Source organism: Variovorax sp. 10L426 (assembly GCF_056395305.1).
On the sequence record NZ_JBFTJF010000014.1, the window covers coordinates 36,093 to 59,948 of the forward strand.

Annotated in this window: 25 protein-coding genes; 21 read left to right on the forward strand and 4 right to left on the reverse strand. The window is 64.6% G+C overall.

All coding sequences use genetic code 11. The features are described from left to right. The first annotated feature begins 9 nt into the window (after positions 1-9). Positions 10-1,374, forward strand: a complete 1,365-nt coding sequence (locus AC1DHL_RS20210) for a TAXI family TRAP transporter solute-binding subunit (protein ID WP_478163144.1) — start codon at positions 10-12, stop codon at positions 1,372-1,374. Positions 1,375-1,444: 70 nt separating this feature from the next. On the opposite strand, the gene AC1DHL_RS20215 is transcribed toward AC1DHL_RS20210, so the two are convergent. From AC1DHL_RS20215 to AC1DHL_RS20230, 4 genes are all read right to left on the reverse strand, one after another. Beyond that, entirely contained in the window at positions 1,445-1,795 is a 351-nt protein-coding gene (locus AC1DHL_RS20215) for an alpha/beta hydrolase (RefSeq protein WP_478163145.1), read from the reverse strand. A 228-nt stretch (positions 1,796-2,023) separates the two neighbouring features. Continuing rightward, on the reverse strand, positions 2,024-3,082 hold the full coding sequence (locus AC1DHL_RS20220) for a malate/lactate/ureidoglycolate dehydrogenase (RefSeq protein ID WP_478163146.1): 1,059 nt from the start codon (positions 3,080-3,082) through the stop codon (positions 2,024-2,026). 13 nt (positions 3,083-3,095) lie between these two features. Next, on the reverse strand, positions 3,096-4,622 hold the full coding sequence (locus AC1DHL_RS20225) for a UxaA family hydrolase (RefSeq protein WP_478163147.1): 1,527 nt from the start codon (positions 4,620-4,622) through the stop codon (positions 3,096-3,098). Positions 4,623-4,666: 44 nt separating this feature from the next. Next, entirely contained in the window at positions 4,667-5,377 is a 711-nt protein-coding gene (locus AC1DHL_RS20230; protein ID WP_478163148.1) for a FadR/GntR family transcriptional regulator, read from the reverse strand. A 169-nt stretch (positions 5,378-5,546) separates the two neighbouring features. Here AC1DHL_RS20230 and AC1DHL_RS20235 point away from each other — a divergent pair, with 169 nt between their 5' ends. From AC1DHL_RS20235 to AC1DHL_RS20330, 20 genes are all read left to right on the forward strand, one after another. Then, a complete protein-coding gene (locus AC1DHL_RS20235) occupies positions 5,547-6,281 on the forward strand; it encodes an SDR family oxidoreductase (protein WP_478163149.1) in 735 nt (244 codons plus the stop codon). Next, on the forward strand, positions 6,278-7,024 hold the full coding sequence (locus AC1DHL_RS20240) for an SDR family NAD(P)-dependent oxidoreductase (protein ID WP_478163150.1): 747 nt from the start codon (positions 6,278-6,280) through the stop codon (positions 7,022-7,024). The genes AC1DHL_RS20235 and AC1DHL_RS20240 overlap by 4 nt, the downstream gene beginning before the upstream one ends. Before the next feature lie 26 nt (positions 7,025-7,050). After that, positions 7,051-7,899 carry a fumarylacetoacetate hydrolase family protein gene (locus AC1DHL_RS20245; RefSeq protein WP_478097655.1) on the forward strand — a complete coding sequence of 283 codons (849 nt, stop codon included), beginning with the start codon at positions 7,051-7,053 and terminating at the stop codon, positions 7,897-7,899. Positions 7,900-7,931: 32 nt separating this feature from the next. Beyond that, positions 7,932-8,615 (forward strand): amino acid ABC transporter permease, encoded by a 684-nt coding sequence (locus AC1DHL_RS20250; RefSeq protein ID WP_478163151.1) that lies wholly within the window; start codon positions 7,932-7,934, stop codon positions 8,613-8,615. Next, on the forward strand, positions 8,612-9,259 hold the full coding sequence (locus tag AC1DHL_RS20255; RefSeq protein ID WP_478163152.1) for an amino acid ABC transporter permease: 648 nt from the start codon (positions 8,612-8,614) through the stop codon (positions 9,257-9,259). The genes AC1DHL_RS20250 and AC1DHL_RS20255 overlap by 4 nt, the downstream gene beginning before the upstream one ends. After that, the gene (locus AC1DHL_RS20260; RefSeq protein WP_478163153.1) at positions 9,243-9,971 is read left to right on the forward strand and encodes an amino acid ABC transporter ATP-binding protein; all 729 of its coding nucleotides are present in this window, start codon (positions 9,243-9,245) and stop codon (positions 9,969-9,971) included. The genes AC1DHL_RS20255 and AC1DHL_RS20260 overlap by 17 nt, the downstream gene beginning before the upstream one ends. A gap of 54 nt (positions 9,972-10,025) precedes the next feature. Beyond that, a complete protein-coding gene (locus AC1DHL_RS20265) occupies positions 10,026-10,844 on the forward strand; it encodes a transporter substrate-binding domain-containing protein (RefSeq protein WP_478097663.1) in 819 nt (272 codons plus the stop codon). A gap of 16 nt (positions 10,845-10,860) precedes the next feature. Continuing rightward, positions 10,861-11,964 (forward strand): mandelate racemase/muconate lactonizing enzyme family protein, encoded by a 1,104-nt coding sequence (locus AC1DHL_RS20270; RefSeq protein WP_478097665.1) that lies wholly within the window; start codon positions 10,861-10,863, stop codon positions 11,962-11,964. 161 nt (positions 11,965-12,125) lie between these two features. Further along, positions 12,126-12,893: a carbonic anhydrase gene (locus AC1DHL_RS20275; protein WP_478097666.1), complete on the forward strand. Its 768-nt coding sequence runs from the start codon at positions 12,126-12,128 to the stop codon at positions 12,891-12,893. Beyond that, positions 12,890-13,408 carry a hypothetical protein gene (locus AC1DHL_RS20280; RefSeq protein ID WP_478163154.1) on the forward strand — a complete coding sequence of 173 codons (519 nt, stop codon included), beginning with the start codon at positions 12,890-12,892 and terminating at the stop codon, positions 13,406-13,408. Before AC1DHL_RS20275 ends, AC1DHL_RS20280 begins: the two co-directional genes overlap by 4 nt. After that, positions 13,405-13,926 (forward strand): hypothetical protein, encoded by a 522-nt coding sequence (locus tag AC1DHL_RS20285; protein WP_478163155.1) that lies wholly within the window; start codon positions 13,405-13,407, stop codon positions 13,924-13,926. The genes AC1DHL_RS20280 and AC1DHL_RS20285 overlap by 4 nt, the downstream gene beginning before the upstream one ends. 146 nt (positions 13,927-14,072) lie before the next feature. After that, complete coding sequence (locus tag AC1DHL_RS20290; RefSeq protein ID WP_478163156.1) at positions 14,073-14,762, forward strand: TetR/AcrR family transcriptional regulator; 690 nt, start codon at positions 14,073-14,075, stop codon at positions 14,760-14,762. Between the two features lie 58 nt (positions 14,763-14,820). After that, positions 14,821-16,617 carry an acyl-CoA dehydrogenase C-terminal domain-containing protein gene (locus AC1DHL_RS20295; protein WP_478163157.1) on the forward strand — a complete coding sequence of 599 codons (1,797 nt, stop codon included), beginning with the start codon at positions 14,821-14,823 and terminating at the stop codon, positions 16,615-16,617. A 5-nt stretch (positions 16,618-16,622) separates the two neighbouring features. Beyond that, entirely contained in the window at positions 16,623-17,057 is a 435-nt protein-coding gene (locus AC1DHL_RS20300) for a DUF2147 domain-containing protein (RefSeq protein WP_478163158.1), read from the forward strand. A 33-nt stretch (positions 17,058-17,090) separates the two neighbouring features. After that, positions 17,091-19,490 carry a 3-hydroxyacyl-CoA dehydrogenase/enoyl-CoA hydratase family protein gene (locus AC1DHL_RS20305; RefSeq protein WP_478163159.1) on the forward strand — a complete coding sequence of 800 codons (2,400 nt, stop codon included), beginning with the start codon at positions 17,091-17,093 and terminating at the stop codon, positions 19,488-19,490. Positions 19,491-19,501: 11 nt separating this feature from the next. Then, entirely contained in the window at positions 19,502-20,701 is a 1,200-nt protein-coding gene (locus AC1DHL_RS20310) for an acetyl-CoA C-acyltransferase (RefSeq protein WP_478163160.1), read from the forward strand. 78 nt (positions 20,702-20,779) lie between these two features. Continuing rightward, complete coding sequence (locus tag AC1DHL_RS20315) at positions 20,780-21,610, forward strand: acyl-CoA thioesterase (RefSeq protein WP_478097682.1); 831 nt, start codon at positions 20,780-20,782, stop codon at positions 21,608-21,610. A gap of 2 nt (positions 21,611-21,612) precedes the next feature. Further along, positions 21,613-22,359 (forward strand): SDR family oxidoreductase, encoded by a 747-nt coding sequence (locus AC1DHL_RS20320; protein WP_478097684.1) that lies wholly within the window; start codon positions 21,613-21,615, stop codon positions 22,357-22,359. A 19-nt stretch (positions 22,360-22,378) separates the two neighbouring features. Then, positions 22,379-22,969, forward strand: coding sequence for a 2-hydroxychromene-2-carboxylate isomerase (locus AC1DHL_RS20325; protein WP_478098131.1), 591 nt, complete (start codon positions 22,379-22,381; stop codon positions 22,967-22,969). A gap of 24 nt (positions 22,970-22,993) precedes the next feature. Then, entirely contained in the window at positions 22,994-23,758 is a 765-nt protein-coding gene (locus AC1DHL_RS20330) for an enoyl-CoA hydratase (protein WP_478163161.1), read from the forward strand. The last annotated feature ends 98 nt before the right edge of the window (positions 23,759-23,856 follow it).

Below are 23,856 nucleotides of genomic sequence, written 5' to 3' on the forward strand. Positions count from 1 at the left end.
ACTCCGGCCATGCCAACGCTGCCCACAGCACGACGACTGATGTCCTGGATGGCGCTGGTGGCCGTCCTGACCCTGCTGATCTGGGCCGTGGTCCGCTACGTGAGTCCGACGCCGCCGCGAACGCTCGTGATGAGCACCGGCACCGCCGACGGCGCCTATCACCGGTTCGGATTGCGCTATCAGGAGATATTGAAGGCCAACGGCATCACGCTCCAGCTGCGCACTTCGAGCGGTGCGGTCGAGAACCTTCAACGGCTCAACGAGGGCTCGGTCTCGGTGGCCTTCGTCCAAGGTGGGACCGGCGTCCTCGCACTTGACCCGGACACATCCCCGGACGCGACACCGCTGCGTTCACTGGCGACCGTGGCTTTCGAGCCGGTGTGGATCTTCACGCACACGCTCAATCTGTCGAAGGGCCTGGGCGCGCTGGCCGGCAAGCGCATCGCGGTCGGCGTTCCCGGCAGCGGAAACTACAAGGTTGCCAGCCAGTTGCTGGCCGTCTACGGGGTCGTCGTCGCCGACGGCCAGCAGAGCGCCGCGGATGGCACCACCTTCGTCAGCGCGGGCGGCATGACGGCAGCGGATCTGCTCACGAGCCACGAGGTCGATGCCGCCATCATCATCGCAGCGCCAGAGGCACCGGCCGTGCAGGCGCTCCTGTCGAACAGCGCAGTGCATCTGGCCTCGCTCGATCATGTCGAGGGCTTGGCGCGCCGGTTTCCGTACTTCCAGCCGGTGACGCTGAAGCGCGGCTCGGTGGACCCGAAGCGTGACATGCCGTCACACGACATCAACCTGTTGGCCACGACGGCAAACCTGGTAGTGCGCGACGAACTGCACCCGGCGCTGGTCTATCTGCTGCTCGAAGCCGCTCGGCAGGTGCACAGGCAGCCCAGCCTCATCAACCGGCCGGAGGATTTCCCGAATCCGCGGGCCACTGACTTCCCGTTGTCGTCGGATGCGGAGCGCTATTTCAAGAACGGTCGTCCGTTCCTGCAGAACTACCTTCCGTTCTGGGCGGCGAACTATGTGCAGCGCCTGCTCCTGCTGCTCGTGCCGTTGGCTGCAATCCTCGTCCCTCTGGCCCGGGTGTTGCCCGAACTGATCACCTGGCGTCGCCACAGCCGTTTGTATCGCCGCTACGGTGAACTGAAGTTTCTCGAGCAGGATCTGGCGTCTCGCAAACTCGACGAACGCGAGCGGTCGGAAGCCCTGGCCCGGCTCGATCACATCGAGGAGGAGATCATCGAGACCAAGTTTCCGTTGGACTTCACCGACCGCGTGTACACGCTTCGCCAGCACGTGGATTACGTGCGCGCGCAATTACAACGGCAGATCGACGGCGGCGAGCCCGCCCACAAACCGGGACGCTGAGTTCTCTCCGAAACGAAAAAAAGCCGGCTCCGCGATATGCGGATCCGGCTTTCGCCCCTGGTCGAGTCGATTACAGGGCGGCTTGGCGCGTGAAAGATACCTTCGGCTTGTTGTAGGCCGCAGGAATCTGGTCGCGATAGAAGGCGCGGCGGTCAAGGCTTTGCAGCGGGTTGTGCGCGGTCGCCACGGCAGCGGCGCGGACGGAAGAGCGGTCGGCCGTCGAAGCAATGGTCTGCACGCCGGCTTGGGCACCGTCGCTGTACGGATTGCCACTATGGGCCGCCGTCACAGCGCCGGGAGCCACTTCGGCGCGGGTGTTGCCGTTGGTCAGGGCATGCACGCCGTCATAGGTTTCTGCTTGTGCGCCCACGGCAGCGAGGAGGGAGAGGGCAGCCGCGGCGATGATCTTCGAGGTCTTCATTTCAGTTTCCTTCAATGCGATGAATGATTTCGAACCGGTCGCGGGGTGCGTCGCCATCCGTTTCCGGTAGCTCCAGCGCTCAGTGCCTGTTCACTCAGATCAGCTGGTTGGCTGGTCCGTGAAATGAAGTTTGCGCCCGATTTCTAGGTAAAAACCCTCGAAAAAGGAAGCGCGGTGTCACCCAATTGGAAACAATCGAGGCGCTCCTTTCCCCTGTCCTTTCACCCTTTAGTCGATCGCCACGCCGACTTTCTTCCCAGCCTCCACGATTTCCCGCCACGTGGCATCGTCGAGCCAGATGCCGTCTCGTTCGCGTGCGGCGCGTGCCTTGCGCTCGGGTTCTCCGGCGATCTGCACCGCATCGAAGCCGGCGCCTGGCGGGCTTTGACGCAGCCAGTCGATGAACGCCCGCGCTTCCTGTTCGAAAGCAGCTTGCGTACCCAACTTCGCCGGGTCGATCAACACCACGAGCATGCCGTTGAGCACGGTTCGCGCCGTGTCGGCCGGCCGATGCCAGGTCCCGCCACCCGTCAGCGCGCCGCCGAGCAGTTCGCAGGCCACGGCCATGCCGTAACCCTTGTGCTCGCCGAAGGTCATGAGCGCGCCGAAGAGACCATTGCTTTGCGGCACGACGACGACGCCCGGGTCATCCGTGGGCGCGCCGCGCTCGTCGATCAAGTGGCCTGGCGGCACACGCTCGCCCTTGTTGTACGCAACGCGCATCTTTCCTTGTGCCACGCGGCTGGTCGCGAAGTCGAGGATGAACGGCTCGGTGCCCGCAAGAGGCACGCCGATGCAGCAGGGGTTGGTGCCGAAACGTCCGTCTCCGCCGCCCCACGGTGCCACCACGGGCCGCGACAGAACGTTGACGAAATGCATGGCCACCAGGCCCTGCGCCGCCGCCATTTCCGCGAAGTGCCCGATGCGACCCAGGTGATGCGCGTGCGCGAGCGAGACGATGCAACTGCCGTGCTGCTTCGCGCGGGCGATGCCAAGATCCATCGCCTGCACGCCGACGATTTGCCCGTAGCCGTGCTGGCCGTCGAGCGAAAGCATCGCGCCCGCATCGAGGTTGATCTTGACCGATGCGTTCGGCTTGAGCCCGCCCTCGGCGACCGCATCGACGTAGCGCGGCACCATCCCCACGCCGTGCGAATCGTGTCCGCTGAGATTGGCGAGCACGAGATTGGCGGCGACCTGTTCGGCCTCCGCGGGACTGCTGCCCGCAGCCTGGACGATGGCTGCGACCTGCTTGCGCAGCGCGGATGCTTCAAGTGTTCTGGACATGTGTTCCTTTCAGTCACATCACCGCGCCGACTTGCCACGGAACGAATTCGTTCTGGCCGTAGCCGTGTTGTTCGCTCTTCGAATGCTCGCCGGAGGCCGTTGCCAGCACGAGGTCGAAGATCCGCTGGCCCATCTCCTGGATCGACACCGTGCCTTCCACGATCTCGCCGCAGTTGATGTCCATGTCTTCCTCCTGCCGCTGCCACAGCGCGGAGTTGGTCGCGAGCTTGAGCGAAGGCGAGGGCGCGCAGCCGTATGCGGAGCCGCGCCCCGTGGTGAAGCAGATCATGTTCGCGCCGCCCGCGACCTGCCCGGTGGCGCTCACCGGGTCATAGCCCGGCGTGTCCATGTAGACGAAGCCGTGGGTGCTCACGGGCTCGGCGTATTCGTACACCGCCTCGAGGTTGCTGGTGCCGCCCTTGGCGACCGCGCCGAGGGACTTCTCGAGGATGGTCGTGAGTCCGCCGGCCTTGTTGCCGGGAGAGGGGTTGTTGTTCATCTCGCCCTCGTTGATGGCCGTGTAGTGCTCCCACCAGCGGATGCGCTCGACCAGCTTCTCGCCGACCTCGCGCCGGACCGCACGGCGCGTGAGCAGGTGCTCGGCGCCGTACACCTCGGGCGTTTCGGACAGGATCGCCGTGCCGCCATGAGCGACCAGGAGATCCACCGCCGCGCCGAGCGCCGGATTGGCGCTGATGCCTGAGTAGCCATCGGAGCCGCCGCACTGCAGCCCGATCGTGATGTGCGCCGCGCTGCAGGGTTCGCGCTTCACCGCGTTGGCGCGCGGCAGCATCTCATTGATGAGCGCCACACCCTTTTCGACCGTCTTGCGCGTGCCGCCGGTGTCCTGGATGTTGAAGACCCGGAAGTTTTCGCCTTCGCTGAGATTGCCGGTCGCGAGCCATGCGTTGATCTGATTCGCCTCGCAGCCCAGCCCGACCACCAGCACCGCGGCGAAGTTGGCATGCGTTGCATAACCGGTCAGCGTACGCTCCAGGATCTGCATGCCCATCCCGCCCGTGTCCATGCCGCAGCCCGTTCCGTGCGTGAGGGCGACCACGCCGTCGACGTTCGGATAGTCGGCGAGCGCGGCCGGATTCGTTTTGCGCGAGAAGTGATCGGCGATCGCGCGGGCGGCAGTGGCCGAGCAATTCACGCTGGTCAGCACACCGATGTAGTTGCGCGTCGCCACGCGACCATCGGCGCGGCGGATGCCCATGAAGGTGGCTTCACGCCGCGCGGGTGGCGGTTTCACGTCGGCACCGAAGGCGTAGTCGCGCTCGAAGTGTCCCTTGTCCGGGCCCATATCGAGGTTCTGCGTGTGGACATGTTCACCGGGTGCGATCGGCTTGCTCGCGAAACCGATGATCTGGTTGTAGCGGCGCACTGGTTCGCCTTGCGCGATGGCGCGTACGGCGATCTTGTGGCCGGGCGGAATCAGCCCGCGGGCGACGACGCCTTCGACCGGCGTGCCGCCGACCAGTTGGCCGCGTGCGATCACCACATCGTCGGCGGGATGGAGTCGGATAAACGGATTCATCTTGGGGTCCTAAGCATTTGCTGCGTTGCCGCGTTGCTGGCGAATCAGGAGGAGGCTTGGGCGCGGCGCCAGCTCGCGCTGAATCTCTGGTGCGACTTGTCCATGTGCGCGTGCATGGCCTTGCGTGCGCCTTCCGCATCGCGTTCGGCGATCGCGTCGCGGATGGCTTCATGCTCGGCAATCGCGGAGCGCCAGGATTTCACGTTCTCAAAATAACCGCCGAGGCGCGTGAAGATCGGGCCCTTGCGCGAATCCCAGAAGGTCTGCACGGTCTCTGACAGCACCGCATTGCCGCAGGCATCGACGATCGCAAGATGAAAGGCCCGGTCGCCGTCGAGCGGCATCACGTTGCGGTCCGCATGCTCGCGCATCTGTTCGATGGCGCGGGTCATCGCGATGACGTCCTTGCGTTTGCCGACCGTGGCAGCGAGCGCCGCTGTCTCGCCTTCGACCACGCGGCGTGCGCGGATCAATTCAAGCGGCCCCCATTCGACGGCTTCGACCGGCGAGGCCGCGCGTTTCGAGCGATCGAGCACATAGACGCCCGAACCCGTCCTCACCTCGACCCAGCCCTCCACTTCGAGGGCGATGAGCGCCTCGCGTACAGAGGGTCGACTCACGCCCAGGGCCCTGGAGAGGTCGCGCTCCGCCGGCAATCGGTCGCCGATCGCGAATTCGCCTTTCGCGATCAGTTCGCGAAGTTGGTCGGCAATCTGGCGATAGAGGCGGCGCGGTTCGAGAGTCTGTAGCGGCACGGGTCAAGCGGCGCCTTGCGCCGCGCTTAAGGGTTGTCCTGAATTGGACAAGTGGTCAGGCCAATTCAGAATACGATCGGCACCGCGCAGCGGCCATCGGGCGAAACCCTCGACGCGCATGACTGCCAGCGGAAAACCGGCCATCCCATCATTTCAACGAGGGCATCGCATGAGACTCCAGGGCAAGACCGTGCTCGTGACCGCAGCCGGGCAAGGCATAGGCTACGCCAGCGCACTGGCGCTCGCGGCTGAGGGTGCGCAAGTCTGGGCAACAGACGTCAACGAGAAATTGCTCGAGCGCTACGCAGGCGTCGCCAACGTCCAGGCCGCCAAGCTCGATGTGCTCGACAAGGCTGCCATCGGCGCCTTCATCAAAACGCTGCCTGCGCTCGATGTGCTCTTCAACTGCGCGGGCGTGGTGCACAACGGCACGGCCCTGCAGGCCACCGACGACGATCTCGACTTTGCCTTTCACCTCAACGTGCGCGCGCAGTTCCGACTGATTCAGGCGGTCCTGCCGGGCATGCTCGCGAAAGGCCGCGGCAGCATCATCAACATGGCCAGTGTGTGCTCGAGCATCAAGGGCTTGCCGAATCGCTGCGTGTACGGCACCACCAAGGCGGCGGTCCTGGGCCTGACCAAGAGTGTTGCTGCGGACTACGTGGCCCAGGGCATTCGCTGCAACGCGGTGTGCCCCGGCACGGTCGATACGCCCTCGCTCGGCGAGCGCATCAATGCCAATCCCGATCCGGTCGAAGCGCGCAAGGCCTTCATCGCGCGCCAGCCGATGGGTCGGCTTGCGCAGCCCGAAGAGATCGCGCCGCTGATCGTGTTCCTCGCCAGCGACGAATCCCAGTTCGTCACCGGACAGGCCTATGCGGCCGACGGCGGTATCACCATATGAATCAACTCGACTTCGCCGGCCGGCATGCGGTCGTGACCGGCGGAGCCACCGGCCTCGGCTACGGCATTGCGCAACGCCTGCTGGCTTCCGGCGGCAGCGTGACCATTTGGGACCGCGACGGCGAGGCGGCCACCAAGGCGGCATGGACGCTCGGTGCAAAGGCTTTCGCGCTCACCGTCGACGTGACGCAGCAGCCTTCGGTAGCGAAGGCAGTTGCCGCCACGCTCGCGCAGGCGCGTCGCATCGATGCGCTCGTCAACAGCGCCGGCATCACCGGACCGAACACCCGGCTCTGGGAATATCCGGTCGATGCATGGCGGCAAGTGATCGACGTCAACCTCAACGGTCCCTACATCTGCTGCCGCGAAGTCGTCGCGCAGATGCGGGCGCAGGGCTACGGGCGCATCGTCAACATCGCCTCGGTCGCGGGCAAGGACGGCAATCCCAATGCCAGCGCCTACAGCGCGAGCAAGGCGGGGCTGATCGCACTCACCAAATCGCTCGGCAAGGAACTGGCCGACACAGCGATCCGCGTCAACTGCGTGACGCCGGCGGCGGTGAAGACCGCGATCTTCGATCAGATGACGCCGGACCACATCGCGTTCATGCTCTCCAAGATTCCCATGGGGCGCTTCGGCAAGGTCGAGGAAATCGCGGCGATGGTCGCCTGGCTTTGCACCGAAGATTGCTCCTTCTCGACCGGTGCGGTGTTCGATCTCTCGGGCGGCCGTTCAACGTATTGATGCATGCACACTGAAAGGACTGACTGATGAAACTCGTTCGCTATGGCAATCCGGGCAAGGAAAAGCCGGGCCTCATCGATGACGACGGCAAGCTGCGCGATCTCAGCGGCGTGGTCAAGGACATCGGCGCGGAGCAATTGAGCGACGCCGCCCTGGCCAAGCTGCGCAAGTCAAAGGTCGACAAGTTGCCGCTGGTGAAGGGCAAGCCGCGCTTCGGTTGCCCGGTGGCGAATGTCGGCAAGTTCATCGCGATCGGACTCAACTATGCCGACCACGCCGCGGAATCGGGTCTGCCGATCCCGGCCGAGCCCGTGGTCTTCATGAAGGCCATCAGCTGCATCCAGGGTCCGGACGATCCGGTCATGCTGCCGAAGGGCTCCGTCAAGAGCGACTGGGAAGTCGAACTCGGCGTGGTGATCGGCGCGCGTGCGCGCTATGTGTCGCAGAAGGACGCGCTCAACTTCGTCGCCGGCTACTGCACCATCAACGATGTCAGCGAGCGCGAATACCAGATCGAGCGCGGCGGCACCTGGGACAAGGGCAAGGGATGCGACACCTTCGGGCCCATCGGCCCTTGGCTGGTGACGCGCGATGAAGTTCCGAATCCGCAGAAGCTTTCGATGTGGCTCGACCTCAACGGCAAGCGCATGCAGACCGGCAGCACCAAGACCATGATCTTCAGCGTCGCCAAGATCGTGAGCTACCTGAGCCAGTTCATGACCCTGATGCCGGGCGATGTCATCACCACCGGCACGCCGCCGGGCGTCGGCCTCGGCATGAAGCCGCCGCTGTTCCTGAAGAAGGGCGACGTGATGACCCTGGGCGTCGAGGGCCTGGGCGAGCAACGTCAGGAAGTCGTGCCGTTCAAGCTCTGACCGCGCTGCGCTGACATCACCACGCGACGACGGTGAAGTACCAGTTCGATTTCGCGTCTGTGCTGGCGCAATGGCCTCTGCTGCTCGAGGGCGCGTGGGTCACAGTCCAGCTGTCGTTCCTGTCGACCGTGATCGGCTTCGTCCTCGGTGCCTTGTGTGCCGTCGGGCGCGGCAGCCGCCATGTGTGGCTGCGGCGGCTGGTCGGGGTTTACGTGGAGGGAATCCGCAACACGCCACTGCTGATCCAGAGCTACTTCCTGATCTTCGGCCTGTCGAGCGTGGGCGTGACGATGCCGATCATCGTGGGCGCGGTGCTGGCGCTGGTCATCAACATCGGCGCCTACACCTGCGAGATCATCCGCGCGGGCATCGAGTCGATCCACAAGGGTCAGCTCGAAGCCGCCGACTGCCTCGGCATGTCGAAGCTGCAGGTGTTCTGGCACGTGATCCTGCGGCCCGCGGTGGAGCGCGTGTATCCGTCGCTCACCAGTCAGTTCGTGCTGCTGATGCTGGCGTCGAGCATCATGTCGTCGATCGGCGCCGAAGAACTGCTGGGCATTGCCAATCGCATCCAGTCCGACACCTTCCGCAATTTCGAGATATTCCTCGTGCTGTGGGCGGTGTACCTGATGTTGTCGTACCTGATGCGCCTCGGTTTCTGGCTGCTGGGCCAGATCGTGTTCACGCGCCGTCGCAAGCTCGGCACTCCGCTATGACCCACGAACAACTTGGCTACCTGTTGCTGGGCGCGGTCGGCACGCTGGAACTGTCGATCCTGACCTTCATCGTCGGCGGGCTCGCCGGCCTGTCGGTGGCGCTTTCGCGCATCGCACCGGTGCGCGCTGTGCGCATGGCCTCGGGCGCCTACATCCAGCTCATACAGGGCACGCCGCTGCTGGTGCTGATGGGGCTGTGCTTCTACGGGCCGAACATCCTTGGCATCGGTTCCGTGCCCGCTCTCCTGGCCGCGGCATTGGCGATGACCATCTATTCGAGCGCCTTCCTCGGCGAGATCTGGCGCGGCTGCATCCAGTCCGTGCACAAGAGCCAATGGGAAGCGGCCGAGTGCATCGGCCTCACGCGCTGGCAGCGCATGGTCAAGGTGGTGTTGCCGCAGGCGCTGCGCATCGCGACGCCACCGACGGTGGGCTTCATGGTACAGATCATCAAGAACACCTCGATTGCCTCGCTGGTCATCGGCTTTGCCGAACTCTCCTACAACGCCAAGGTGCTGAACAACTCGACATTCCAGCCCTTCATCTATTTCGGCTGCGCCGCGCTGCTGTACTTCGCGATGTGCTATCCGCTGTCGCGATGGAGCCGCGGGCTGGAAAGGAAACTCAATGCAAGCCGTGGTTGAACTCGACCAGGTCCACAAGCGCTTCGGCGCGCTGCACGTGCTGCGCGGCGTCTCGTTCCGCGTCACCAAGGGCCAGGTGGTGGCCATCATCGGCAAGAGCGGGTCGGGCAAGAGCACGGCGCTGCGCTGCATCGACCGGCTCGAGACCGTCGACAGCGGCCGCATCGAGGTCTGTGGACATGCGGTGCACGACGCGGCGCTCGACGTGCGCGCGCTGCGTCGCGACGTGGGCATCGTGTTCCAGAGCTACAACCTGTTCCCGCATCTCACCGTGCTGCAGAACATCACGCTCGGCCTGACCTCGGTCAAGCGTTTGGGCCAATCCGATGCGCGCGCAATCGCGATGGAAGTGCTGGCGCATGTCGGGTTGGCAGAAAAGGCCGACGCCTACCCCGAGCAGCTCTCGGGCGGCCAGCAGCAGCGCGTGGCGATCGCTCGCTCGCTCGCGATGAAGCCGCAGGTCATGCTGTTCGACGAGGTCACCTCGGCGCTCGATCCGGAACTGACCGGCGAAGTGCTCAAGGTCATCGAGAAGCTCGCGCACGAGGGCATGACCATGGTGCTGGTGACGCACGAAATGGCGTTCGCCCGCGGCGTCGCGGACAAGATCGTCTACATGCATCAGGGGCTGGTCTGGGAGGAGGGCGATGCGTCGATGCTCGCCGATCCGAAGACTCCCGAGTTGCGCCAGTTCCTCGGCAATGGTCTTTGACCGCACATTGCTTTCGTCCCTTTCTTTTTCAAACAACCCCAAGGATCACGAGACATGAAACCCTTTCAAGAACGCCGCCTGCACCTGCTGCTTTCGGGCCTGCTGCTGGCCGGCTCCGCACTCGGCCTGAGCGTCGCGGCGCACGCCGACCAGTTGGACACCATCACCGCAGCCAAGAAGATCCGCGTCGCGATCGACCTGGGCGTGCCGCCCTACGGCATGAAGGACGACAAGCTCAACTCCACAGGCTCCGACGTCGAGACCGCGCAGTTGCTCGCGAAGGACCTGGGACTCGAACTCGAGATCGTGCCGACCACGGGTGCCAACCGCATTCCGTTCTTGCAGACTGACAAGGCCGACATCGTGATCTCGAGCCTCTCGGTCACGCCTGAGCGCGAGAAGGTGATCGACTTCTCCATTCCCTACGCGGGCATCTCGGCGGTGGTGGGCGCGCCCAAGAGCATGGAAATCAAGAGCGCGGCCGACCTGTCGGGCAAGAAGGTCATCGCCACGCGCGGCACCACCAACGACCAGGAAGTCACCAAGATCCTGCCGAAGGACGCGACGATCGTGCGCTTCGACGACGACGCCACTTCCATCACCGCGGTCGTCAGCAACCAGGCCGACATCTTCGCGACGGCGCCGCCGCTCCTCAAGGCCATCAACGAAAAGAATCCGGCCAAGCAGATGGAGGTGAAGTTCGTGATGAAGGTCAACATGCTCGCCATCGGCTTCCGCAAGGGCGAGGCCAAGCTCAAGGAGAAGGTCGACGCCTGGGTGCGCACCAACCTCAAGAACGGCAAGCTCAATGCGATCTACAAGAAGTTCCATGGTGCGGACCTTCCCGACGAAGTGACCAAGGCCGGGGCATGAACCCCCACGTATCGTCATGGCAAAGATCGACCAAGTCGAGATCGCGCAGATCGACATCGCGCCGAAGGTGCGGCGCACCGACGCCATCCAGTCCTTCGTCACGCAGGAGACCGTGCTGGTCACGCTGCGCTGCGACGACGGCTCGGCCGGCACCGGCTACACCTACACCATCGGCACCGGCGGGTCGTCGATCGTGGCGCTGCTACGCGATCACCTCGCGCCGCTGCTGATCGGCCGCGACCCGCAGACCTACGAGGCGATCTGGCGCGACCTGTTCTTTCACACCCACGCCACCGCCGTCGGCGCCATCACCAGCCTGGCGCTCGCGGCCGTCGACACCGCACTGTGGGATCGCAACTGCCGTGCCGCGGATCTGCCGCTGTGGCGCATGGCGGGCGGTGCCAAGGCGCGCGTGCCGGTCTACACCACCGAGGGCGGCTGGCTGCACCTGGAGCCCGGCGAGCTCGTTGCGCAGACGCTGGCCGCGAAGGCCGAGGGCTTCCTGGGCGCCAAGCTCAAGGTCGGCAAGCCGCACGTCGCGCAGGACATGGCGCGCCTGTCGGCGGTGCGCGACGCCGTCGGCGCGGACTTCGAGCTGATGGTCGATGCGAACCAGAGCATGTCGCTCTCCGAAGCGATCCGGCGCGCGCGCCAGTACGCCGAGCTCGATCTCGCCTGGTTCGAGGAGCCCATGCCGGCCGAGCACGTGGCCGCGCATGCGCAACTGCTCGCGAGCACCACCGTGCCGATCGCGGTCGGCGAGTCGATGTACCACCTGTCGCAGTTCGGTGAGTACATCCGGCAGGACGCCTGCTCCATCGTGCAGGCGGACGTGGCGCGTGTCGGCGGCATCACGCCCTGGCTCAAGATCGCGCACCTCGCGGAGGCGCACAACCTCGCGATGTGCCCGCACTTCCTGATGGAGCTGCACGTGAGCCTGTGCGCGGCTGTGCCGAATTCGCGCTGGGTCGAATACATTCCGCAGCTCGACGACCTGACGACCAGCCGCTTGCACATCGAGGCCGGCCATGCGTTGGCGCCCGAGACGCCCGGGCTGGGGATCGAGTGGGATGTGGATCAGCTCAAGGCGCGGCGGAGCTTTGAGCCGATCGTGATCTGAACCCGCGCCGAGCCTGGCGTTGGCCTACTGGTAAATCAGAAAAGTCGCGCCCTAATCGAGAACGGGTAGCGATCCCTTTCGGCGAGACTTGAAATCCCGTTCGACGCGTGTCCGTTGCGCGTGCGGGATGCCAATTCTCATCGTTCAGGGTCAGCGCTCAGATGTCTCATTTCAATCGGCTCGCCACGGCGGGCCTCGTCGCATTCGGCTTCACCTCCGCCGCATTTGCAAGTGCATCCGAACACTGGTCGTATGGCGGTCATACCGGCCCCGGAGAATGGGCCGCATTGGCTGAAGAGAATCGGCTTTGCGGTATCGGACAGCGGCAATCGCCCATTGATCTTCGGGGAAGCAAGGCCGCTCCTCTTGCGGACCATGATGTGGCGATCCGCTTCGGCAAGGCGACCGGCAAGCTGCTCAACAACGGCCATACCATCCAGATGGATGTGAATGAAAGCGACGGCAATGCGGTCACTTTCAAGGCCCGCGACTACCCGTTGGCGCAGTTCCATTTCCACACGCCCAGCGAACATCGTCTGGATGGCAAGTCGTTCCCGATGGAGATGCACCTTGTCGGCAAGGGCGACCGCGGAAAGCTCACTGTCGTGGGCGTTTTCATCAAGGCAGGCAGTCAAAACCATGCACTTGCACCGCTGTTCGCCAATCTGCCGGCATCGAATGACGCCCCGCGCGATGCGCAGATCGACCTCGACGCGCTGCTGCCGAAAGGGCGCAAGGCACTGCTCTACACCGGGTCGCTGACGACACCCCCTTGCAGGGAGAGCGTCAACTGGGTGGTGCTGAAAGAACCGATCGAAATGTCGCGCAACCAGATCAACGCCTTCCGGAAGCTGTTCCGCGACAACCATCGACCGATTCAGCCCGCCAACGGGCGCATGGTCGTCGAAGAGTCGGCGGACTTGTGGTGAAGGGGTGGCACGCAGGAGCGCTTCTGGCGGCCTCGGTGCTGGCGCTGGGTGGATGCGGTTCGCTCCTCGCTGAAAGCGCGTCGGCCGGAGCGGGTATTGCCAGCGGGGTGATCGCCAGTGCGATCACGGACAACGCCGGCGTAGCGGCCGGCATCGGGATCGGCGTACAGGCCATTGCCCGTGCCGGTATTCAGTATCAGCAGCGAAAGATCCACGAAGAGGCGCAACAACAGATCGCACAGGTCGCTGGACCGCTCAAGGTCGGCCAGATCAAGCCTTGGAAGACCTCGCTTTCGCTTCCCCTCGAGTCCGATGAAGCGGGTCGCGTGACGGTCAGCCGCGTCATCAGTTCCGGCGAGCTCGATTGCAAGGAGATCGTCGTGTCGGTGGAGCAGAGCGGACGGGATGCGTTGCCGATCAGTGAGTTCTACGTGGCGGCCATCTGTCGCAGCGGGAGCCGCTGGGCCTGGGCTTCAGCCGAGCCTTCGACGGAGCGCTGGGGCGCCTTGCAATGATGGGCAAAGACCTTGCTGTCGCCGCGTCCAGGTTCGTTGCGGCAATGGCATGCGTTGCCGCGCTGAGCGCCTGCAGTTCCATCGGGGGCGTCGCAGGCGCTGTGACGGGGGTGGCATCGGGCGCTGCAGCTTCCAATCCTGCCGTGGGTGTCGCCATCGGGATCGGTGTGCAGGCGGGCGTGAACGAATCGATCAATGCACTTCTGCGCCGCTGGAGCCACGAAGAGCAGACGCAGATCGCGTCCCTCATCGGCAAGATGAAGGTTGGAGAGCGCCGGCCGTGGGAAATTCGCCACGCGGTGCCCTACGGAAACGCGCAAGGCGAAGTCACCGTTGCACGAGCGTTCAAGACGTCCTTGGCGGCGTGCAAGGAGGCGGTGTTTTCGGTGGACGATGTCGAAGCCAAGATGGCCGGCGCACCGCAGCCTCGCTTCGTGACCTTTGCTTGCCAAGGAGCGGACGGATGGAAATGGGCGATTGCGGAGCCCGCTGTCTCGCGTTGGGGGGCGCTGCAATAGGAAGCTGCGAGCAGCGAGGCCGGGACTGATTCCCGAGGCACTCGCGTTTCCAAAGACCCGCAGTATTTGCGGGTCTTTGTGCTTTGGAGTGGCGGAAAAGTCCTGCAAAATAGAACGATCGTTCGTTTTATTTTGAAATCCCTCCGATGCCCGCGTCCCCCGCTTCCGCCAAGTCCGCTCGCGCGCCCCAGAAGGGCCAGCAGACAAAGGCCGTCATCATCGATGCCGCCCTGAACCTCGCCGCGCAGATCGGTCTGGAGGGCCTGTCGATCGGGGCCCTCGCCGAAGTGACGCAGATGAGCAAGTCGGGCGTGTTCGCCCACTTCGGCTCGCGCGAGGAACTCCAGATCTCGGTGGTGCGCGAGTACCACTCGCGTTTCGAACAAGAAGTCTTCTACCCCGCGCTCGAGGCCCCACGCGGCCTGCCGCGCCTGCGCGCCCTGTTTGCCAACTGGATGAAGCGCACCTCCGCCGAGATCGACTCCGGGTGCATCTACATCAGTGGCGCGGTCGAATTCGACGACCGGCCCGGCCCGGTGCGCGACGCGCTGGCCGATTCGGTCAACACCTGGCTCGACGCCATGTACCGCGCCGTCGTGCAGGCCAAGACGGAAGGCCATCTCCGCGATGACGCCGACGAGAAGCAGATCGCTTTCGAGATCCATGCGCTGATCCTGGCGCTGCACTACGAAGCCCGCTTCCTGCGCTCGCCCGAATCGCTGGCGCGAGCCAACGTCGGTTTTGACAACATCCTTGTACGCAGCGCGTCGCCGGACGCGCCGCTCGCCACCGCCGAAGCCCGCCCGACGCGACGCCAGCTGAAGACCGTCCCCTGAGCCGCACGGCTCGACGCACCCCTTTTTCTTCCTTACTTTCACTTTCCGGAGTCTCCACATGCCCGCTTACACCCCACCTCTTCGCGACATGCAATTCGTGATGCACGAGGTGCTGAAGGTCACCGAAGAATTCAAGGCGATGCCCAAGCATGCCGAGGTCGATGCGGACACCATCAACGCGGTGCTCGAAGAGGGCGGCAAGTTCGCCTCCGAAGTGACCTTCCCGCTCAACATCAACGGTGACGAGGAAGGCTGCGTGCTCGACAAGACCACGCACGAAGTGAAGACCCCCAAGGGCTTCAAGGACGCCTATGCCCAATACGTCGAAGGCGGCTGGGCGGCGCTATCGTGCGACCCTGCCTACGGTGGTCAGGGCCTGCCTTTTGTCGTGAACCAGTGCATCTACGAAATGCTCAACTCGGCCAATCAGGCCTGGACGATGTACCCCGGCCTGTCGCACGGCGCTTATGAAGCGCTCGTGGCCCACGGCACCGACGCGCAAAAGAAGACCTACCTGCCCAAGCTCACGACCGGCGAATGGACCGGCACCATGTGCCTGACCGAACCTCATTGCGGCACCGACCTCGGCATGCTGCGCACCAAGGCCGAACCGCAAACCGACGGCACCTACAAGCTGACCGGCAACAAGATCTTCATCTCGGCCGGCGAACACGACATGGCCGAGAACATCATCCACCTTGTGCTCGCGCGCCTGCCGGACGCGCCCAAGGGCAGCAAGGGCATCAGCCTTTTCGTGGTGCCGAAGTTCAACGTCAACGCCGACGGCTCGCTCGGAAGCCGCAACGGCATCTATTGCGGCGGCCTCGAGCACAAGATGGGTATCCACGGCAACGCGACGGCGCAGATGGTGCTCGAAGCCGCCAGCGGCACGCTCGTCGGCGAGCCCAACAAGGGCCTGGCCGCGATGTTCGTGATGATGAATGCCGCCCGCCTGGGCGTGGGCAACCAGTCGCTCGGCTTGACCGAAGTGGCCTTCCAGAACGCCCTGGCCTATGCCAAGGACCGCATCCAGATGCGCTCGCTCTCTGGCGTGAAGGCCAAGGACAAGGAAGCCGATCCCATCATCGTGCACCCCGACGTGCGCAAGATGCTGATGACCGCCAAGGCCTACGCCGAAGGCGGCCGCGCATTGGCCATCTACTGCACGCTGCTGCTCGACAAGGAGCACAACCATCCCGACGAGAAGGTGCGCAAGGACTCCGGCGAGATCGTCGCGCTGCTGACGCCCATCGTGAAGGCCTTCATCACCGACAACGGCCACATTGCCACCAACGCCTGCATGCAGGTCTTCGGCGGCCACGGCTTCATCAAGGAATGGGGCATGGAGCAGTTCGTGCGCGACAACCGCATCAACATGATCTATGAAGGCACCAACACCATCCAGTCGCTGGACCTGCTGGGCCGCAAGGTGCTGGGCAACAACGGCGCGACGCTGAAGAAGTTCGGCAAGCTGGTCGGCAAGCTGGTGGAAGAAGAAGGCGTCAACGAGAAGATGAGCGAGTTCATCACGCCGGTGGCCATCCTGGGCGACCAGCTCACCAAGTTCACGACCGAGATCGGCTTCAAGGGCTTCCAGAATCCGGATGAAGTCGGCGCAGCGGCTGTCGACTACCTGCGCGTCGCGGGCCACTTCGTGTTCGGCTATCTCTTCGCGTTGATGGCGCGTACGGCGCTGCGCGAGATCGCCGCCGGAAACACCGACCCGTTCTACCAGGCCAAGCTGCAGACCGCGCGCTTCTACTTCGCCAAGCTCTTTCCCGAGACCGCGACCTTGATGCGCACCGCGCGTGCCGGCGCCGCGCCGCTGATGAACACCGACGCCGCGCTGGCTTGAACGCCATGAAAGCGCTCTTCGCAGCCATCGTGCTGGTAGCCGGCGCCACATCGGCGCTGGCGCAGATGAGCCCCGTGGGCCTCTGGCGCAGCGTCGACGACAAGACTGGCGAGTCCAAGGCAGAGATCCGCATTGGCGAATCGGGCGGTGCACTGCAAGGCCGCATCGAGAAGACGCTCAAGAAGGACGCCAAGCCCGACGCCGCGTGCGAGGAATGCACCGATGACCGCAAGGGCAAGCCGATCGCCGGGCTCGAAATCATCCGGGGCGGCAAGAAGGCCGAGGGCAAGGACGTCTGGGAAGGCGGAAAGATCCTCGACCCCGAAAACGGCAAGGAATACCGCGCGAGCTTCACCCCAATCGACGGTGGAAAGAAGTTGGAGGTACGCGGCTACCTCGGCCCCTTCTGGCGCACCCAAACCTGGAACCGCGCGCAGTGAGCGCGGCCCATCAATCCAAGTAGCAAACACACCATGTCCAGATTTCAAGTGAAAAAGGTCGCCGTGCTCGGCGCCGGCGTGATGGGCGCGCAGATTGCCGCGCATCTCGTCAATGTGCGTGTGCCGGTCGTGCTGTTCGACCTGCCGGCCAAGGAAGGGTCGAAGAACGGTATCGTCTCGCGTGCCATCGACAACCTCAAGAAGCTCAAGCCCGCGCCGCTCGGCGACGTGGCCGATGCCGGCCTGATCGAGCAGGCCAACTACGAAGTCGATCTCGCCAAGCTTGGTGAATGCGACCTGGTGATCGAAGCGATCGCCGAGCGCATGGACTGGAAGCTCGATCTCTACAAGAAGATCGCGCCGCACGTGGCCAAGCATTCGATCCTGGCCTCGAACACTTCGGGCCTGTCGATCACCAAGCTCAGCGAGGCGCTGCCGGAGGCGCTCAAGCCGCGCTTCTGCGGGATCCACTTCTTCAACCCACCGCGCTACATGTTCCTGGTCGAGCTGATCAACACGCCGACTACCGAGCCGCAGGTGCTCGACGAACTCGAAGCCTTCGTCACCAGCACGCTCGGCAAGGGCGTGGTGCGTGCGCACGACACGCCCAACTTCATCGCCAACCGTGTCGGCATCGCCGGCATGCTGGCGACGCTGAAGGAAGTCGAGAAGTTCGGCCTCGCGCCGGACGTGGTGGATGACCTCACCGGCAAGAAGCTCGGCCGCGCCAGTTCGGGCACCTTCCGCACGGCCGACGTGGTCGGGCTCGACACGTTGGCGCACGTCGTCAAGACGCTGCAGGACAACCTGGACGAGAAGAGCGATCCGTTCTATCCGAACTTCGCGACGCCGCCGGTGCTCGCCAAGCTGCTCGAACTGGGCAACCTCGGCCAGAAGACCAAGGCCGGCTTCTTCAAGAAGGCTGGCCGCGACATCCTGCGCTTCGACCTGGCCAAGGGCGAGTACGTGCCTTCCGGCGACAAGGCGGATGAGGTCTACGGTCGCATGCTCAAGAAGCCCGCGCCCGAACGCCTGAAACTGCTGCGCGAGAGCGAAGGCGCGCAGGGCCAATTCCTCTGGGCCATCTTGCGTGACAGCTTCCACTACGCGGCCGTTCACCTCGCGACCATCGCCGAAAGCGCGCGCGACATCGACTTCGCAATGCGCTGGGGCTTCGGCATGAAGCAGGGGCCGTTCGAGCTCTGGCAGGAAGCGGGCTGGAAACAGGTCGCGACCTGGATCCAGGAAGACATCGATGCGGGCAAGGCGCTGTCGACCGCCCCGCTGCCGAAGTGGGTGTTCGAAGGCCCGGTGGCCGAAGCCGGCGGTGTGCACACGCCCGAAGGCTCGTGGAGCGCTTCGCAGAATCGCTTCGTCGCACCGCGCCGCTTGCCGGTGCATGCACGCCAGCTGTTCGCCGAAAGCGTCCTCGGCGCGAACGCACTCGATGCGAACAAGGCCGGCACCACCATCCAGGACGAAGGCGACGTGCGCCTGTGGACGCTGGACGGCGAAGTACTGATCGCCAGCATTCATTCCAAGATGCACGCCATCAGCCCGGATGTGGCCGAGGCCCTCGCCGCGGGCGTCGAGCTCGCCGAGAAGGACTACAAGGCGATGGTGATCTGGTCGCCCGACGAAGTGTTTTCGGTCGGCGCTGACTTGCAGGCCATGCTCCCGGCCTTCGTGGTTGCCGGCATCGGCGCGGTCGAAGCAGCCGAGGAAGAGCTCCAGAAGGTCATGCTCAAGATCCGCTACGCCAGCGTGCCGGTGATCTCGGCCGTGCGCGGCATGGCCTTGGGTGGCGGCTGCGAACTCGCGGTTCACTCGGCGAAGCGCGTTGCGGCGATGGAAAGCTATATCGGTCTCGTGGAAGTGGGCGTGGGCCTCATCCCCGGCGCCGGCGGTCTGACCTACATCGCGCGCCGTGCCGCCGAGAACGCGGCGGCCTCGACTGGCACCGACCTGCTGCCCTTCCTGACCGAAGGCTTCACCGCCGCGGCCATGGCCAAGGTGGGCACCGGCGCGCTGGATTCGAAGAAGCTGGGCTACCTGCTGGACAGCGACGTGATCGTCCCGAACAAGGACGAACTGCTCTACGTCGCCTTGCAGCAGGCCAAGTCGATGGCCGATGCCGGATGGCGTCCGCCGCTGCGTCGTACCTTCAAGGTCGCGGGTCGCAGTGGGGCGGCCACGATCAAGGGCCAGTTGGTCAACATGCGCGACGGCGGCTTCATCAGCGCCCACGACTTCCACATCGCGAGCCTGATCGCGGAAGTGGTGACCGGCGGCGACATCGATGCCGGCTCGCTCGTGACCGAGGAATATCTGATGACGCTCGAGCGCAAGGCTTTCTGCTCACTCATCGTGCATCCCAAGACGCAAGAGCGAATCATGGGCATGCTCTCGACCGGCAAGCCGGTGCGGAACTAAGGACAGACATCATGAGCAAACAAATCCAGGACGCCTACATCGTCTCCGCGACCCGCACGCCGATTGGCAAGTCGCATCGCGGCTACTTCCGCAACTACCGTCCCGACGACCTGCTCGCGACCACGCTGAAGGCAGCGCTCGCGGCAGTGCCTGGGCTCGATCCGAAGGCGATCGAGGACATCATCTGCGGTTGCGCGATTCCCGAATCGCAGCAGGGGCTCAACGTCGCGCGCATCGGCGCCGTGCTGGCGGGCCTGCCCAACAGCATCGGCGGGATCACGGTCAATCGCTTCTGCGCATCGGGCCTGTCGGCCGTGCAGATGGCGGCGGACCGCATCCGCGTCGGCGAGGCCGAGGTGATGATCGCGGCCGGCGTCGAAAGCATGAGCATGGTGCCGATGATGGGCAACTCGCCCTCGTTGTCGCCGTCGATCTTCGAGCGTGAAGGCGACGTGGGCATTGCCTACGGCATGGGTCTCACGGCTGAGAAGGTGGCACAGCAATGGAAGGTCAGCCGCGAGGCGCAGGACGCCTTTGCACTGCAATCGCATCAGCGCGCACTGGCTGCGCAGCAGGCCGGTGAATTCAGCGCCGAGATCACGCCGATCGAGGTGACCGACCGCATGCCCAATCTTGAAACTGGGGAAGTGATCACGAAGACCCGCACCGTCAGCCTGGATGAAGGCGCGCGTCCTGACACGTCGATCGAGGGGCTCGCCAAGCTGCGCACGGTGTTCGCTGCGCGCGGCACCGTCACCGCCGGCAACAGTTCGCAGACGTCCGACGGCGCTGGCGCGCTCATTCTCGCGAGCGAGAAAGCGTGCAAGCAGTTCGACCTGAAGCCGCTCGCGCGTTTCGTGAGCTTTGCCAGCAAGGGCGTGCCGCCGCACATCATGGGTATCGGCCCAATCGAGGCGATCCCTGCTGCGTTGCGCTACGCCGGGCTGGCGCAGGACGCCATCGACTGGATCGAACTCAACGAAGCCTTCGCGGCGCAATCGCTCGCGGTGATGAACACGCTGGGCCTCGATCCGGCCAAGGTCAACCCGATGGGCGGCGCCATAGCGCTGGGACATCCGCTGGGCGCGACGGGCGCCATCCGCTCTGCCACCGTGGTGCACGCACTGCAGCGCAAGAAGCTGAAGTACGGCATGGTCACGATGTGCGTGGGCATGGGGCAGGGCGCGGCAGGGATCTTCGAGCGCGTCTGACGTCTCAGGGTTTGTGAGCAGGTGCAGGCGTCTCCCACACGACTGCACGACCCGTCACCACGGAGGCACACTCCCGCCATGAAGACACATCCTCTCGACCAGGCCCTCGCGCTGTCGCACAGCGACATTCGCGCGGGGCTCTTCTCCGGCACGACGAGCCAGGACTACTGGAACATGGTCGGGCCTTTCGGCGGCACGACCGCAGCGGTCATGCTTCAGTCGGTGCTGCGGCATCCCGACCTGCTCGGGGAGCCCGTCGCACTGACGGTGAACTATGCCGCCGCGTTGGGCGCAGGTTCGTTCGAGGTGTTGGCCGTGCCGGTGCGCACCAACCGATCGACGCAGCACTGGACCATCGAGATGGCTCAGGCCGACGCGGACGGCAAGCGGCACGTCACGACGACGGGAACGGTGGTCACGGCCGTGCGCCGCGAGACCTGGGGCGCAAACGACCTGCCGATGCCCGATGTACCCTCGCCCGAGGCAGTGCCGCGGCTGGCCATCGGTCCGGCGAAGGTGGAATGGCTCCAGCGGTACGAGATGCGCCCCATCAAGGGCATCATTCCCACGCGATGGGACGGTAGTGGCGACCACAGCGAAACGCTCATGTGGCTGCGCGATGACGCGCCGCGTCCATTGGACTTTGCCTCGCTCGCCGCACTGAGCGACACCTTCTATCCCCGCGTCTGGTTGCGGCGGGCCACGCCGGTGCCGATTGGCACGGTGTCGATCACGACTTATTTCCACACCGACGCGGCGCTGCTCGACCAGGTCGGCACCGGCTACCTGCTGGGACGCGCGACGGGGCAACAATTCCGCAATGGCTATTTCGACCAGGCTGCGCAGCTATGGAGCGAAACCGGCGCGTTGCTCGCAACCAGTAACCAGATCGTCTATTTCAAGGAGTGATCGTGGCATCTACCAAGGCAGCATTGATCGTCGGCGCAGGCGACGCCACCGGCGGCGCGATCGCACGCCGCTTCGCACGCGGGGGCTACGCGACCTGCGTCACGCGACGCAGTCTCGACAAGCTCCAGCCGCTGGTCACGCAGATCGAGGCCGAAGGCGGCAAGGCCCATGCCTTCGCGAGCGATGCACGCAAGGAAGAGGAAGTCGTCGCGTTGGTCGAGCAGATCGAGTCGACCATCGGGCCGATCGAAGTGCTGGTGTTCAATATCGGCGCCAACGTGCCCGAAAGCATCCTGGCGGAAACCGCGCGCAAGTATTTCAAGGTCTGGGAAATGGCCTGCTTCTCGGGCTTCCTGAACGGGCGCGAAGTGGCCAAGCGCATGGTGGGGCGCGAACTGCCCGAAGGCGCGCACCGAGGAACGATCATCTTCACCGGCGCCACGGCATCGCTGCGCGGCGCCGCGAACTTCGGCGCTTTTTCGGGCGCGAAGATGGCATTGCGCGCACTCGCGCAAAGCATGGCGCGAGAGCTGGGCCCGCGTGGCATTCACGTGGCGCATTCGATCATCGACGGCGCCATCGACACTGAATTCATCCGCAGCAACTTCCCGGAACGCTATGCGCTCAAGGCAGAGGATGGCATCCTCAATCCCGAGCACATCGCGGATGCCTACTGGATGCTGCATTCGCAGCCACGCGATGCCTGGACGCACGAGCTCGACCTGCGGCCGTGGACCGAGAAGTTCTGAGGAGACAACACACATGACGATGCGATCGGTCGATTTCTATTTCGACTTCGGCAGCCCTGCCTCCTACCTTGCCGCCACGCAGTTGCCGAAGCTTTGCACTGATGCGGGGGCGGAACTGGTCTGGAAGCCGATGCTGCTGGGCGGCGTGTTCCAGGCCACGGGCAACCATTCGCCGGCGACAATCCCAGCCAAAGCGCCTTATGTGTTCACGGATTTCGCGCGTTTTGCGCGCCGCTACGGGGTGCCGATCAAGTTCAATCCTCATTTCCCCATCAACACGCTCGTGTTGATGCGTGGCGCCACCGGCATGCAGATGCATGAGCCCGACCGCTTCCAGGCCTATGTCGATGCCGTCTATCACGCGATGTGGGTCGAGCCGCGCAACTTGAACGACCCGTCGACGGTGGGTGCCGTGTTGCAGGAAGCGGGATTCGATGCCGCGAAGCTGCTCGCGCTGGCCAACGCGCAGGACGTGAAGGACCGCCTCAAGGCGGTCACCCAGGAGGCGGTGGAGCGCGGCGTGTTCGGCGCGCCCACCATGTTCGTCGGCAACCAGATGTTCTGGGGCCAGGACCGGCTCGACTTCGTGCAAGAGGCGCTCGGCGCCTGACCCCATTTTTTGCAAGGACCCATCATGAGCGACATCCTCGTCCACACCGAAGCCGGTGTGATGACCCTCACTTTCAATCGTCTCGACAAGAAGAATTCCATCACCGCGGCGATGTACGGTGAACTTGCCGACGCATTGGCCAAGGCCGAGCAGGACAACGGCGTGCGCGCCGTGCTGATCCAGGGCGACGCCACGATCTTCAGTGCCGGCAACGACATCGGCGACTTTCTCAATGCGCCGCCTTCCACGCAGGAATCGCCGGTGTTCCGCTTTCTGCGCGGCATTGCGACTTTCCCGAAGCCGATCGTGGCATCTGTCTGCGGTCCGGCCGTGGGCATCGGCACGACGATGTTGTTCCACTGCGACCTCGTCTATGCCGGCGACAACGCCGCGTTCTCGATGCCCTTCGTGAACCTGGGCCTGTGTCCCGAGGCCGCCTCCAGCCTGCTGGTGCCGCAGATGTTCGGCTACCACCGCGCAGCCGAGGCACTGTTGCTGGGCGACCCCTTCATGGCCGAAGCGGCGCTCGAAGTGGGCCTGGTCAATCGCGTCGTTCCGCCGACCGAGGCCAACAGCATCGCCCAGGCGCAGGCGCGCAAGCTGGCGGCCAAGCCGCTGAGCGCCCTGGTCGAGACCAAGCGCCTGATGAAGAAGTCGCAGCAGGCCGCGCTGCTCGAACGCATGGGCGAGGAAGGCCAGAGCTTCGGACGCATGCTGCGCGAACCCGCTGCGCGCGAGGCGTTCACCGCCTTCATGGAAAAGCGCAAGCCCGACTTCTCGAAGGTTTGATTCGCCGCCCTATTCCTGGGCTGACGCGGAACCGGCTTTGCCGGGCCGCCGGCAGCGCCCCCTGAAAGGGGGTGGGCGGCTACACGAAGTGAGCCAAC